The organism is Bacillus sp. JJ1773 (assembly GCF_036962035.1).
Classification (GTDB): Bacteria; Bacillota; Bacilli; order Bacillales; family Cytobacillaceae; genus Cytobacillus.
Map to the genome: position 1 here is coordinate 1 of NZ_JBALNX010000101.1, position 13,362 is coordinate 13,362.

At 36.3% G+C, this 13,362-nt stretch carries 15 protein-coding genes and 1 pseudogene; 14 read left to right on the forward strand and 2 right to left on the reverse strand.

The window, feature by feature from the left end:
- Nucleotides 1-406: 406 nt before the first annotated feature.
- A complete protein-coding gene (locus V7127_RS23125; protein ID WP_335490149.1) occupies nucleotides 407-544 on the reverse strand; it encodes a hypothetical protein in 138 nt (45 codons plus the stop codon).
- Between the two features lie 345 nt (nucleotides 545-889).
- On the opposite strand from V7127_RS23125, the gene V7127_RS23130 reads away from it, so the two are divergent.
- The 8 genes from V7127_RS23130 (at nucleotide 890) to V7127_RS23165 (ending at nucleotide 6,151) form a co-directional block, all read left to right on the forward strand.
- Nucleotides 890-1,804 carry a mechanosensitive ion channel family protein gene (locus tag V7127_RS23130; protein WP_335345636.1) on the forward strand — a complete coding sequence of 305 codons (915 nt, stop codon included), beginning with the start codon at nucleotides 890-892 and terminating at the stop codon, nucleotides 1,802-1,804.
- A 195-nt stretch (nucleotides 1,805-1,999) separates the two neighbouring features.
- Nucleotides 2,000-2,515 (forward strand): GNAT family N-acetyltransferase, encoded by a 516-nt coding sequence (locus tag V7127_RS23135; RefSeq protein WP_335490152.1) that lies wholly within the window; start codon nucleotides 2,000-2,002, stop codon nucleotides 2,513-2,515.
- A 120-nt stretch (nucleotides 2,516-2,635) separates the two neighbouring features.
- Complete coding sequence (locus tag V7127_RS23140; protein ID WP_335490154.1) at nucleotides 2,636-2,833, forward strand: hypothetical protein; 198 nt, start codon at nucleotides 2,636-2,638, stop codon at nucleotides 2,831-2,833.
- A 60-nt stretch (nucleotides 2,834-2,893) separates the two neighbouring features.
- Entirely contained in the window at nucleotides 2,894-3,112 is a 219-nt protein-coding gene (locus V7127_RS23145; RefSeq protein WP_335490157.1) for a tyrosine-type recombinase/integrase, read from the forward strand.
- A gap of 265 nt (nucleotides 3,113-3,377) precedes the next feature.
- Nucleotides 3,378-3,878 (forward strand): GNAT family N-acetyltransferase, encoded by a 501-nt coding sequence (locus V7127_RS23150; RefSeq protein WP_335490160.1) that lies wholly within the window; start codon nucleotides 3,378-3,380, stop codon nucleotides 3,876-3,878.
- A 309-nt stretch (nucleotides 3,879-4,187) separates the two neighbouring features.
- Entirely contained in the window at nucleotides 4,188-4,817 is a 630-nt protein-coding gene (locus V7127_RS23155; protein ID WP_335490163.1) for an NAD(P)-dependent oxidoreductase, read from the forward strand.
- Between the two features lie 158 nt (nucleotides 4,818-4,975).
- Nucleotides 4,976-5,395 carry an Rrf2 family transcriptional regulator gene (locus V7127_RS23160; RefSeq protein ID WP_335490166.1) on the forward strand — a complete coding sequence of 140 codons (420 nt, stop codon included), beginning with the start codon at nucleotides 4,976-4,978 and terminating at the stop codon, nucleotides 5,393-5,395.
- 555 nt (nucleotides 5,396-5,950) lie between these two features.
- Nucleotides 5,951-6,151 (forward strand): cold-shock protein, encoded by a 201-nt coding sequence (locus V7127_RS23165; protein WP_057998306.1) that lies wholly within the window; start codon nucleotides 5,951-5,953, stop codon nucleotides 6,149-6,151.
- A gap of 429 nt (nucleotides 6,152-6,580) precedes the next feature.
- Here the strand turns inward: V7127_RS23165 and V7127_RS23170 are convergent, their stop codons facing one another.
- Nucleotides 6,581-6,931 carry a winged helix-turn-helix transcriptional regulator gene (locus V7127_RS23170; protein ID WP_335490170.1) on the reverse strand — a complete coding sequence of 117 codons (351 nt, stop codon included), beginning with the start codon at nucleotides 6,929-6,931 and terminating at the stop codon, nucleotides 6,581-6,583.
- 325 nt (nucleotides 6,932-7,256) lie between these two features.
- Here V7127_RS23170 and V7127_RS23175 point away from each other — a divergent pair, with 325 nt between their 5' ends.
- The 6 genes and pseudogenes from V7127_RS23175 to V7127_RS23200 all read left to right on the forward strand — a co-directional run bounded on the left by V7127_RS23175 (nucleotide 7,257) and on the right by V7127_RS23200 (nucleotide 12,634).
- Nucleotides 7,257-8,303: an LLM class flavin-dependent oxidoreductase gene (locus tag V7127_RS23175; protein WP_335490174.1), complete on the forward strand. Its 1,047-nt coding sequence runs from the start codon at nucleotides 7,257-7,259 to the stop codon at nucleotides 8,301-8,303.
- Between the two features lie 141 nt (nucleotides 8,304-8,444).
- On the forward strand, nucleotides 8,445-9,638 hold the full coding sequence (locus tag V7127_RS23180; RefSeq protein ID WP_335490177.1) for an MFS transporter: 1,194 nt from the start codon (nucleotides 8,445-8,447) through the stop codon (nucleotides 9,636-9,638).
- Nucleotides 9,639-9,913: 275 nt separating this feature from the next.
- The gene (locus V7127_RS23185) at nucleotides 9,914-10,393 is read left to right on the forward strand and encodes a CBS domain-containing protein (protein ID WP_335490180.1); all 480 of its coding nucleotides are present in this window, start codon (nucleotides 9,914-9,916) and stop codon (nucleotides 10,391-10,393) included.
- Nucleotides 10,394-11,248: 855 nt separating this feature from the next.
- Nucleotides 11,249-11,506, forward strand: a pseudogene (locus V7127_RS23190) (LLM class flavin-dependent oxidoreductase); the annotation flags it as partial.
- Between the two features lie 122 nt (nucleotides 11,507-11,628).
- Complete coding sequence (locus tag V7127_RS23195) at nucleotides 11,629-12,189, forward strand: NADPH-dependent FMN reductase (protein ID WP_335354927.1); 561 nt, start codon at nucleotides 11,629-11,631, stop codon at nucleotides 12,187-12,189.
- Nucleotides 12,190-12,310: 121 nt separating this feature from the next.
- The gene (locus V7127_RS23200) at nucleotides 12,311-12,634 is read left to right on the forward strand and encodes a winged helix-turn-helix transcriptional regulator (RefSeq protein ID WP_335347529.1); all 324 of its coding nucleotides are present in this window, start codon (nucleotides 12,311-12,313) and stop codon (nucleotides 12,632-12,634) included.
- Nucleotides 12,635-13,362 lie beyond the last annotated feature (728 nt).

Consider the following 13,362-nt stretch of genomic DNA (forward strand, 5'->3'; position numbering starts at 1 on the left):
ATCAAAAACCTTGTTTAAAAATACTGGTTTCTAGGTCACGACCGAGTTGTTTAAGTCCCGACTGAGTTGTCGTTAGACACAAGTATGTTGTTTAAAAAAAATGTCGTTTACTACAGTAACTCTAAAAGCCGACTACCACAACAATCCAAATATTACCTATTAAATAAAAGTTATATACTAATTGTAATAATTGTAATAAAACAAACTGACTGCATTATAAAAAAGTCTTTTACCGTGTTTATGAATTTTATCTACTCATTGGTAAGCTATAACTGTTGCCACCTGCACAAAAAACAAAAAGGATAGCCACAGCAATCACTCTTTAACTAAAGCGCACGATTGTGGAAGAACAAGATAATGATTATGATCGCTGCCTTAAGCTTGTTTAACTAAGGCTACCCGCTAGTTAAAATACACCAAATAGTATGCTGCCAATAATAACAAAGTTATTATTAAAAGTCTGAACAATCATGTTGTATTGGCTAGTATCAGCGATCCCGTCTTCTTGGCTAATTAGCCAAGAATCCCCTAATGAACTTCCCATACAAATACTTGAAAAGATCAGAACTACCCCTGCTATTGCTATGAAAAAATTTTATGTGACAATCGGTTTTCCCCTTTAATCAATCGCTTAACTATTTATTTTATCTTTATTACGCTTTAAGTAATATTAAGTTTCAATTCCCTTATTGACCTTTATCGCTATATCTTTTAATATCCATTTAGCAGCGGAAAATACATTATTGGCAATATAGTCGTTCCCCAAGAAGCACGGAGAGGATTTTTTTTTTATGGAACCGTGCTATCATTAAGGTTTGTTAGGAAGGTAAGGTTTTTCTCCTTATCCGCATTCCTTTTATATAGTTTAAAGAAAGTAGGAGTTGGTAGGATGTTTTTCTCGGGGAAGTTGCTGCAGTTGCCCATAAAAATTTTAACAGTGGCACTGCTGATTATACTCACGGTTTATTTAATCCGCAAATCTATCAATCTTTTCTTTGATAAAACGAAAATCTTGGATGGAAAGCGGGAAGAGACATTTAAGCAATTCGCTAACCAGATGACAAAGGTATTGGGACTGGTGTTCTTCCTTGTTTATGTGCTTAGCCATTTCTTCGACCTGACAAAGATTTTCACTGGTTCGGTTGTTTTAGCGGGTGCCTTCGCATTGATCTTCCAGCATATCATCCGGGATTATATTATGGGGCTGACCTACTTGTTTGAGCGCCAGATCCAACACGGGGATTATGTCATTATCAATGGAAATCGTCAGGGAAAAATCGAGGAAATCAGCATACGCCACCTGAAGATCCGCCAGTATGACGGATACCTTTATTCGATCTCTTATAGTAGCATCACGGAACTTCAGAACGGGAACCGGAAAATGCGAAGGGTGAACGAAAGCCTCGTCCTCAATTATAGGCAAAATCCGGACGATGCCTTCAAGGTGATGGAGGAAGTGGAACAAACATGCAACGAGAAATACAGTGAATACCTGCTGAAGGATGAGAACGGCGTTCCCGTGGAGAGTTTCAAATTCAACCAAATCACTGAACTGAACGTGGATTTCAGGGGGCACCGGTATTCAATATCAGGTCTAGTGAAGGAAGCGGATTTCGCGGAAGCAAGCAAAAAAGTGAGGTATGAACTGGCGATGGCTGCCTACAAGAATGACTTGATGATGGCAGAGAGCGGGGAATTGGAAGCCATGAAGGCTGGTCCTTTTCAACCCGGAAATATACGAACCTTTAAAGAAAATAAGAGGCAAATACTGTTGGAAAAGCAATTGGCTGTTGAAGATTTATAGTTTATGAATCCCTTTCTTCAAAAAAGCAGATTGCTATTTAAGCAGTCTGCTATATCCTCCTTAGATAAACCTTTAAAGTTACTTTAAGTACATTCCTTCACAATCTTTTTTGCCTAAAAGGGACTGGAAGCAAGTAAGAGGGAATTTTTGCTGTACCCCTTCGACTAAAAATACTGAAAGGCTGGTGTATTTCCCTTGAAAATTTTAGAAACAGATCGACTTACCCTTCGCTTACAAACAACCGACGATGCGGCATTTATCCTTGAGCTTATGAACGACCCCTCTTGGTTGAGGTTCATTGGTGATCGAGGTTTGAGAACAACAGAAGACTCAGCTGCCTATATATTGAATGGACCAATTCGTATGTATGAGGAATACGGTTTCTGTCTTTTTTTGGTGGAACGAAAAGAGGATCATGTACCGATTGGAATCTGCGGTCTGATAAAAAGAGATTCCTTAGAGGATGTGGATATTGGATTTGCCTTTCTTCCAAAGTATTGGTCAAAAGGATACGCCTATGAAGCAGCCTCCGCGGTAATGACATATGGAAAAGATACGTTAGGGCTAAATCGTATTGTAGCGATTACTACTAAAGACAATCACGCTTCAGCCAAGCTTCTCGAAAAAGTGGGGTTGCAGTTTGAACGATTGGTTAGAATGCCTAATGATCCTGAAGAACTTAAACTATTTGCCTACGATAGAAAAAAATGAAAAACCGTATAAATAACCATCATGAATCATTCGATACAAAAATGATTCTAGATCAATTAACTGCTACCTTTTTTTGATGCGTTTACCAATCAAAATGGAAATAAACCTAATATACGTGTATTGTACGAATTATTTGTTCCAGAAGCTGTGATCATTAAAAATACGGATTCGTCTCCTGTCATTTACGATCTTCAGCAGTTTATCGAGCCTTGTGAGAAACTATTGGGAGAAGGGCATTTGATTGACTTTAAGGAAGAAGAAACGTACGAGATCACAGAGATTTTCGGCAATATTGCTCACCGCTTAAGTCTATATTGAAAATCTGGAGTGTTATCTGGCGAAGCTTTTGCTACAATGGGCACGAAAACCATACAATTTATGAGATATATTATCAAACGCATATCAAATCGTGCTGGGATAAAAAAGAGTATTCATCCTCATCAATTACGACACAGCTATGCTACACATATGATTAATAAAGGTGCGCCACTTGAAGTGATCCAGAGCTTGCTTGGTCATGAGAAGAGTGAGACCACAAAAATATATGCCCAGCTAAGTGGAAAGTTGAGGCACGATTTTTATAGTAAATATTTTTGAAAATTCAACCGAAATTGAGGCATGCATATAAAAAGGCATGCCTTTTTGTTATCGGGCAAGATTGTTGAAGAACTTTTAGTCAATTAGAATATTCGAGTTTGAATTTATCATTAAAATTGTCAAGATTTTACTTAAACTAATTGATGAAGGTTGATTTAGTAAGGAAACGTTATAATATAGGTGAAAGAATTTCATATATGTGGATTTAATTAATAGCCATTCAAGGGGGAGAATGATGTACACATATTTAGAGTTTGAAAATAAAATGGCTGATGAATTAGTAGAATTTTTAACATCAGAAACATGGAGTTTTCATGGACAGGAGAATCCTACTGAGGAGTCTATAAGAGAAAATTTAGCCAATGGGAATTATAATGAAAACGGGAACCAAACATTCTGGATCATGGATAATCATACAAAGATTGGTTTAATAAGAATTTTTGATTTAGAAGATCCCATATGTTTATTCGATTTGCGATTGAAAGAAAAGTTTAGAGGCAAAGGAATAGCAAAGCATATTCTTAATTGGTTAAGTACTTATGTATTCAATAATTACACTCATATTATTAGAATCGAAGGTCATACCAGATATGATAATTTTGCGATGAGAAAAACGTTCTTTAATAGCGGATTTGTGAAAGAATCTTATAACCGTAGATCCTGGAGACAAAGCGGACAATTATTTGATACTGTTGGATATGCGATGATAAGAGAAGACTGGGAGAACAATACCAAAACAATAATAAAAGATAACTTTCCATACTAACTTAAAGGAAAAATAGAGAAAGAAAGATTCTATAATGTAATTGGTACGTCATTGATCAAGGATATTACAAAAGGTTCTTAATACTGTTAAATCATCTTCAGTTAAAGGGCCATATTATTGAATACCGTTCTTTTATGAAAGTTTACCAAACGACGCTTTGGGAGCGTAATATAATTAAATCCCTCTAACTGAACAGCAAATAGTAAATCATCCTTGCTAATATCAGGTACTGTCACTATAATAAGATTTATTGTAACTGTAATTGTTACGATGAATGTAAGAATTGAGCATATTTAAGGGAGAGCTATTATGAAAATTGGTATTATCGGTGCTACGGGTAAGGCTGGGCAAAAGCTTACACAAGAAGCTATTAAAAGAGGATTAGACGTTACAGCAATTGTACGAGATGCATCAAAATTGACAGAATCGGTACAGGTGATTGAAAAAAATATATTAGAACTAACAGAAGAGGATATTAAACCATTTGATGTCATTATCAATACTTTTGCAGCACCATTAACGGATGCTGAACAATATCGAGTGATGGGGAAACATTTAATCGCTATTTTTAGCGATGTTTCAACGCGTTTAATAGTCGTTGGTGGTGCGGGGAGACTTTTTGTTGACGAGACAAGCACAACACATCTATTTGACACGCCTGATTTCCCAGAGTTTTTAATTCCGTCTTCAAAAAATCAATACGAAAGTTATTTAGATTTAAAAGCTTCTTCAATCAAGTGGACATACGTATCTCCAGCAGCTTTTTTTGACCCAGAAGGTAAGAGAACAGGTAATTATGAAGTAGGGAAAGACCATTTAATTTTTAATTCAGCAGGGGAAAGTTATATTAGCTATGCAGATTTAGCTGTGGCAATTATTGACGAAGCCGTAAGTGAAAAATACCTTTGTGCAGCGATTACGGTTGTTGGAGAAAAATAAGAACATCTTCATGGACTGATTCGAACGGTTTGTCTAAAAAAGGACTGCTTTTTAGCGTTTTTTTTATGAATTTTCATTCAAATATTCGCTTTACATGCTATAATTTTAAACTTCAGTACATCCGTCTGCTTAGCGATAAATAGGGAGGAAGGAAAAACGTGATTAATACAAGATTAGCAATTGGTATCCATGTATTAGCGTTTGTCGAATGTGTACCAGAGAAAGATACGCTAAACTCCGAAATAGTTTCCGAAAGTATAGGGACAAATCCAGTAGTTGTGCGTCGGATGTCGAGTGCATTAAAAAAAGCCGGTTTATTAAAATCCGTCTCGATAAAAAAAGGGCTTATGTTGGCTAAAAAACCCGAAAACATCACGTTATATGAGATATTAAAAGCTGTTGACCCTTCTAATGAGCTATTTGTCGTGCATCAAAAAGTAAATCCTCAATGCACGTATGGACAATCCATTGTGAAAGTAATTGAAAGTGAATTTCGAACTGTCCAGGCTGAATTAGAGGAAAATTTAAAGAAAAAAACACTACATGACCTAATGAAAAAAGTAGTAACTCATTCATAGTTTTATTAGTTTGTATTCAAAATAACGTTCCCAAATGTAAGTTTGGGAAGACACAAAAACCCAAGAAATGCTGTGAAATCAAAATTTCTTGGGTTTTCTTTTGAATATTGTTTATACAGCTTTTTATGCAAAGGTATATAAACATAGCTACAATAAGACTTTTCAAGGTTTTGCAGAAAATGTTATGGGGGTGTTATCTGAATAAAAACCTGTATATAGAGATGATTTATTAACGCTGTAAACCTGCATTTTTTTCGTTCCTATACTTCAATTACAGGGGCTTTAGTTGAAAAACGATCTTCCACAATCGGGCGCCATTCTTGAAGAAGGTGTTCTTTTGTATCGGACCATTTTCTTCAATAACATTTGATAAAGAAATATCTTCATCAGAAATAAGAGTTATACTATTTGCTATTTCATGATATGTCTGTTATTCTTAAGAAGAATTATTTTTGTTCTTTTTTCAGATTGAGAATAGATTTTGTTTTTCGTCTAAGGTATTTGAGCAAGGATAGTAACACAATGTGTGGAGATCCACACGAGGAGGCAACAATTATGGAACAAGGTAAAGTTAAGTGGTTTAATGCAGAAAAAGGTTTTGGATTTATCGAGCGTGAAGCAGGAGAAGACGTATTCGTACATTTCTCAGCTATCCAAAGCGAAGGTTTCAAATCTTTAGACGAAGGTCAAAGTGTAACGTTTGAAATTGAACAAGGACAACGTGGCCCACAAGCTACAAACGTTCAAAAAGCTTAATAATAGCAGATGGCAGACCCTAAATGAAGGGTCTGTTTTTTTATTTGCTTAAATTGCTTTTATCTATATTAAGGGACAGTAGGATTGCCAATTCAAGATAATATACGGAACAAGAGACTTTATCAACAAAATGAAAGCCCTATTCAATAAATGAATAGGGCTTGTGCAACAATCATGAAACACAATCAGTAATAGTACAAATGGTAGACTAAGTATAGCACACTGTAGTAGTAATCCCTAATTTAACATTTTTATGGGTATTTTTCCTTCTACAATTAAGATTAAGATCATGTTCTAGTTATTCCATTATAGGGCGCTTTTCTGTAACAAGGAACAGCGCTTATTTTCATTATAGGGCCATATAATTGAGCAACACCTTTTAAAAAATACGGATATTTAATATAAAAAGCTGCCAATATAGGCAGTTTTTTATATACTCGCTCTTTCGTTCACTTTTTGTCTTTTATGCAATGTATGCTTTGTTCCCCATTCATGCATTGCGTGTATGATCGGTTCCAAGCTCCTGCCGTATTCTGTAATCGAATATTCCACTTTAGGAGGAACCTGTGGATAGACAACACGCTGAATAATATCCTCGTTTTCCAAATCGCGTAATTGATTAGTCAGCATTTTCTGCGTGATTCCAGGCATTCTTCGTTTTAATTCACTGAATCTTAGAGTACCGTTCTTCAATAAATGCAATAAGATAATTGGTTTCCATTTCCCGACTAATATGCTTAATGAATCTTCTACATGACAAAATTCTGGTTCTATATTCAACCTAATTACCCCTTTAGTATCTTTTTGTATACTATACCACTTTTAAGTGCGTACTTTTTAATATATTTATTATAAGTAATAATAACATCAAGCAAAGGAAATCTAAAAACATTTTAGATAAAGAGAATTAAAGGGGAGGACCGGTTGTAGCGAATTTAGAGGTTTATGGAAAAAATGGTTATTGGTTTACGAAAGGTGGATATGAATACTGTCTTGCTACATTAGTTGTAGCAATTGCTATAGCACTTACGGGTAGAGGACATAAATCACTGGATGCTATTTTATTTTAAGGGAATTAATTATATGAATGAAAGAGGGTTGCCTTATGAGCAAGACAAATCAAGAGAAGTTTGAATTTGGTATCTATACTTTTGGAGAAATAATTCCAGATCCTATTACTGGAAAAATCATTTCTGCAGAAGAACGCATTCAAAATATAATCGAGACAGCGAAGCTAGCTGATGAAGCAGGATTGGATATTTTTGGCTTAGGGGAACATCATCGTTTGGATTTTGCAGTTTCAGCAACTCCTGTTGTATTAGCAGCGATTGCACAAGCAACGAAAAATATTCGACTAGCCAGCGCTACAACCGTATTAGGTACAGCAGATCCTGTAAGAGTATTTGAAGACTTTTCGACATTAGATCTAATTTCAGGGGGGCGTGCTGAAATCATAGCAGGTAGAGGAGCATTTATCGAATCGTTCCCTCTTTTTGGCTACGACTTGGATGATTATCACGAGCTTTTTGAAGAGAAATTACAATTGTTACAAGAATTAAATAACAATGAACGTGTTACATGGGAAGGGAAGTTTCGTTCGCCATTAAATAATAGCGAGATTGCACCTAGACCAAAACAAGATAAGATTCCTGTTTGGAGAGGAGTAGGAGGAACCCCTGCAAGTGCAGTTCGGGCTGGGCAGGCTGGTTTTGGAATGGCACTCGCTATTTTAGGAGGTAATCCTCTTTATGTAAAACCTTTAGTAGAAGCCTATCGTCAAGCTGGGGTTTCGGCGGGCCACGCAGAAGAGGATCTAAAAATTGCGATCACAAGCCATGGCTATATTGGCAAGACTGCAGAACAAGCTGTTAATGAATTTCATCCATATTATTCAAATTATATTAGAACGATGATGAGACGAAATATTCCGAGAGAACAGGTGGCCGCAGCTGTTTCCAAAAACGATGCACTTGCTGTTGGAGGTCCAGAAGAAATCGTTGAAAAGATTCTTTATCAGCACGAATTATTTGGTCATGATCGCTTTATTATGCAGCTCGATATTTGTCAGCCGTTCTCCCAAGTGGCAAGTGCAATTGAATTATTAGCTACTAAAGTAATGCCACTAGTAAGACGAGAAATAAAAAACAAATAAATTAAAAAGTTAATATTCCAGAATAGGGCGCTTTAATGAAGTAATGAAAAGCCCAATTTCTTATTAATTTACAGTGAAGTTGGGCTTTTTGTATTGGTTTGAAATTTATAATAACATCCTAAAGGAGAGTATGAAATTTTTATGAAAAAAAAATATATTCTAATGATAATAGCTTTATTTGTTGCATCATTGAACTTGCGTCCGGCAATTAACTCGGTCGCACCATTGCTCGAAACGATTAGAACCAGCTTAGGAATGAACGCTTCCGTAGCGAGTTTGCTGACCTCGATTCCTGTTCTTTGCATGGGACTCTTCGCTCCTGTAGCCGTAAAGTTCAGCGGAAAATGGGGTATTGAGCGGGTATTGGGATGGTCGCTGCTTGTCATCGGAGTCGGTACTATTCTTAGGTTCTTCACGAATTCGGGCTCATTCTTGCTTATTACCGCTTTTATCGCGGGTATAGGAATTGCATTTGCAGGACCGCTTCTTCCCGGATTTATTAAGCGCCACTTTCCTAAGCATGTGCCCTCGATGATTGCGATATACACGGTTGCGCTTACTCTGGGAGCAGCACTAAGCTCGAGCTTGATCGTGCCAATGCAGAATAGTATGAACTCTTGGCAGAGCGCGCTCGGGATATGGGCGGTAATCGCATTCGTCGCAGTGCTGTTATGGTGGTTGTTCGTTATGAGGCATATTAGACCGCAAGATCATCCCACTTCAACCGGCACGAAGATGAGTATGCCATGGACAAATAAGAAAGCGTGGCTACTTACACTGACGTTCGGCTTGATGGCCATGCTATTCTATTCATTCACAGCTTGGTTGCCAGATATTATTCAAGGGATGGGCTATAGTAAGTCCTACGCTGCAAGCGCGCTTACGATTTTCGTCGTTGTTCAGATTCCGGTAAGCCTTGTTCTGCCGATCTTGCTTCGCAAATTCCCTTCCCGTCGCCTTTGGCTAATGGTTGCAGCGCTGTCGGAACTCGTAGGGCTTGTGATGCTTGCGTCCTCCATTGCACCGTTGATTGCCACGATCTTTATTGGTGTAGGCGCCGGCGCATTGTTTTCTCTCAATCTACTACTGCCTTTGGACGCTACCGACAATCCACAGGAGGCGGCTGCTTGGTCGGCCATGACTCAATCAGCCGGCTATGTAATCGGGGCAACCGGCCCCCTTATTCTTGGCTGGATTCACGATGCGACGGATAGCTTCTCAACAGCAATAGCGGGGCTGATTGTGATTAACGTAGCGATGATGGGCTTGCAGATTGCCGCCACTACCATAAAAAGAAAACAACAATCGGAGAAATTAATGGCAATCAAAGAATAGTATAAGGCAACCTTATGGGACACAAATTTAGTGTTTTACGAAAAATCAGGTTTTTCTACTACTAGAAATTAAAACAGCATGTGTTTATAGATGGTCAGTTGATTAATAAACAACTATAAAAGGATTATGTAATAAAAGAGCAGCTGTTTCGATTATTTTTGCTGTGATTGCATTTTGTTATTGCTTCATTCTTAGCTTTGTATGCGCAAGAAATTAACCTTGTAAAAGCCGCTAGTACGTTCTTTATTCTTTATGCGGAAAGGAGAAAGGTCTACATGCAAGTACGCGATTTTATGATTCGAAAAGTAATTACAGCTAAGCATTCAACAACTGTCAAAGAATTAACTTCTATTTTAGAAACGAATCGAATTGGTGGTGTCCCAGTGGTTGATGATAAAGGAAATTTAGTGGGCATCGTTTCAGATGGGGATATCGTACGCTTTCTTTCCCCACATACAGAGACTTTTTATTTAGCTTACTATGTTACCTATTTAGAAGAAGCTCAAAAAATAGAAGATGTATTAAGAGAAAAAATGAATACCCCTATTGAGGAAATTATGGTTAAGAAAAATATTAAGACATTAGCACCCGATGATGACTTTGAAAGTGCCATTAGTTTAATATCCAAGCATCATTTTAAGAAGCTTCCTGTAGTGAATGGAGCAGGTAGAGTTATAGGGATTATAAGCCGTGGAGATATTATCCATAATTTATCAAAATCAATATTTAATGAAGAATCAGTCCAGGAACAATAGACTGAATACTCACCTGCCCCCATGTGTTGCCACATACACTCGGCGCATGTTGTATGCGGGGTCAGTTGATTAATAAACAACTATCAGAAAAGGAAATTACAAAATCGGCAGCCTAGGGAAAAGAAAGTCCTAGACTGCCGCTGTTTTATTGAACTATTGTTTTCCGTTTAACAATACGACCTAATTAAAGGTAAGTTGATATTCCACAATCGGGCGCGATTGTAGAGCAACACGGGTAGAAAATGATCAATCTTTTTTTTAATTGGATTCTTTTTACTAATTATAAAATAATGATTTGTAAGGTATTTTTGATCAAACTTTATTTCAAAGCAACAGCAGGCATGTCGTGGATTTCGTATTCCAAAATAAGCCAAGCAAACAAAAAGATGGATGGAGGAGGATATAATGAAAAAAATAAAAGCAGCTGTTTCGATTCTTTTTGCTGTGATTTCATTATGTTATTGCTTAGTGGTCTATAAAAAACAAAAAAAATGAATTTTATATCATTTCATTTCTTCTATCAATCTTACTTAAACAAGCGTCAAATAGTCCCCACCTTCATAGAGGTCGGGACTTGATTTATTATTTAGGTAACTTGTTAAAGACGATACAAGTAACAGATAAGGTTTTTTGACCATGGCAGTAGTCGATCTATGGCTTAAAGCATCTTCTACACGACATAATTCTGGTTCTAGATTCATCCTAATTACCCCTTTAGTATCTTTTTGTATACTATACCACTTTTAAGTGCGTACTTTATAAAATATGCTATTAGATTCATAATAACATTAACAAAAATAATTTGAAAGTGGGGCAATAAATATGGAACAATATCAAATTAAAAAAGACGATTGAATCGAGTTTGGCTTAGATGATCCTCTTTCAAATCCACATACAGGACAGCGTATAACACAACAACAACGAATTCAAGAAATAATTGAAGAAGCAAAGCTTGCAGAAGAGGCAGGCATTGATTTCTTTGGTCTTGGAGAGTATTTTACAACTCAGGCACACACAGTTGTCTTAGGGGCTATTGTACAAGCAACTAAAAATATTAAGATATCTAGTGCTTCAACAATTATCAGTACATGGGACCCTGTACGAGCTTATGAACAGTTATTTGAAGAAAAATTTGAACTACTCAATAAAATTAAATGTTATGAAAAATATTGAGTTAATTGGTATAAAAATATTTCCTGAGATTAAAAAATTTACAAAGAAAGAAGCTGTATAACATGAAAGTACTAGCTATTTCTAGTTCAATTGTTGGGTCAAAAACGCGTACGGCTATGAATGTCGTCTTTGAAGAATTTAAAAAATCCTATGCAACTGTTGAGATTGAGTTAATTGATTTAGCGGAAATGGACATTCGATTTAGTGATGGTCGAAATTATTTAGAGTATGAGGGTGATACTGGACGTATTACAAAAGCTATGATGGAAGCAGATGCTATTGTGATTGGTACACCCATATTTCAAGCATCTATTCCTGCAACGCTTAAAAATTTGTTTGATTTACTGCCTGTGAATGCCTTACGAGATAAAATTGTCAGCATGGTCATTACAGCTGGGTCACCGAAACATTTCCTAATTGCTGAACAACAATTAAAACCAATTCTTTCATATCTGAAGGCGCAAATCGTTCAAACTTATGTCTTTATAGAAGAAAAGGATTTCCATCGTAAAGAAATAGTAAATGATGATATTTTCTTCCGTATTGCACGATTGGTGGAAGACACAGTTTTACTAACCGAAACCTATAAAAATATTCGAGAAGCAAAAGAAGCAGAATACTGATTTTAAAGAAATGATTGAACCATCAGTATTTTCATAGGTGATGGTTCATTGAAATACTGCAAACTCACAGAAAAAAATCAGAATGCCTGCTTGCCCAAATATACGCTAGGAGGGATTAAAAATGAATAAATGTGTGGTTAATCCCAGCTTTAAGAAAACAATAAGTATTTTGAGTAAACGTTGGAATGGCTTAATTATTTATACGATGCTAGACGGGCAACAGCGTTTTCATAGTATTGAATCTTCAATAGGAATAAGTAGAAGAGTACTGTCCGAAAGGCTAAAAGAATTAGAACGGCTAGGAATTGTTAAACGGGTTATCTTTCTAGAAACTTCTGTTCGAATCGAATATTCATTGACAGAAAAAGGTTTAGCCTTTAAGCCAATTCTGAATGAGATAGAGAAATGGTCAAATAAATGGGAGAGTACCGAGCAAACTAGCTAAATTTTTATTAAAAAGATAATGGTGCATTCTATCAACTTTTTAGTAATGATACTGTAGATAACTGCTGCCCGATTGTTGAATAAGGTATTTGGGAAATGATGTTAAAATGAGAAGAGCATTGTGAAGAAATATACTTAAACGAAAGGTCAGGTTAGTTTAAGATAAACTATGCAAACATAATTAAAAAGAAAAAGCTAAAGACCAGTATAGGCTTTAGCTTTTTCTTAAATCTTTATATTTTTTTCCCCAATCGTTGTTTTTGTGGGTAGGGAATCATATTTACTGTTCTTCACAATATCCTTGAAACAGGATACGTGAGAGTTAATAACTGGAATGACGTACAGGATTATTCTTTGAAGTAAATGTGAAGGCATATTCTAATATTTAACTCAAGGTTTTCTATAATGAAGAGGCTCCTAATTTTAGGCTGCTTCTTTTTTTGTTGAAGTAACAGGATTTGATAGAGTGAATACTGATGCTTTGGCATCCCGTCCTCATTGTTACGAACGGTGTGCTAGAGTTCAATAAGTGCGAGCCATACTCAGCAGCCACTGATTTTCAACAATCGGGCGCTTTTCTGAAATAAGGAAAGCGTCTTTCTTCATGAAAAGGGCCATATTATTGAACAACGCCTTTAAAGAAATCTAGATATTTATGTTAAAATTTGAGTGAGATTGTGAAGTAATGTACTTAAACTATTTGGGCAGGATAGCATTCCTGTAGATCGT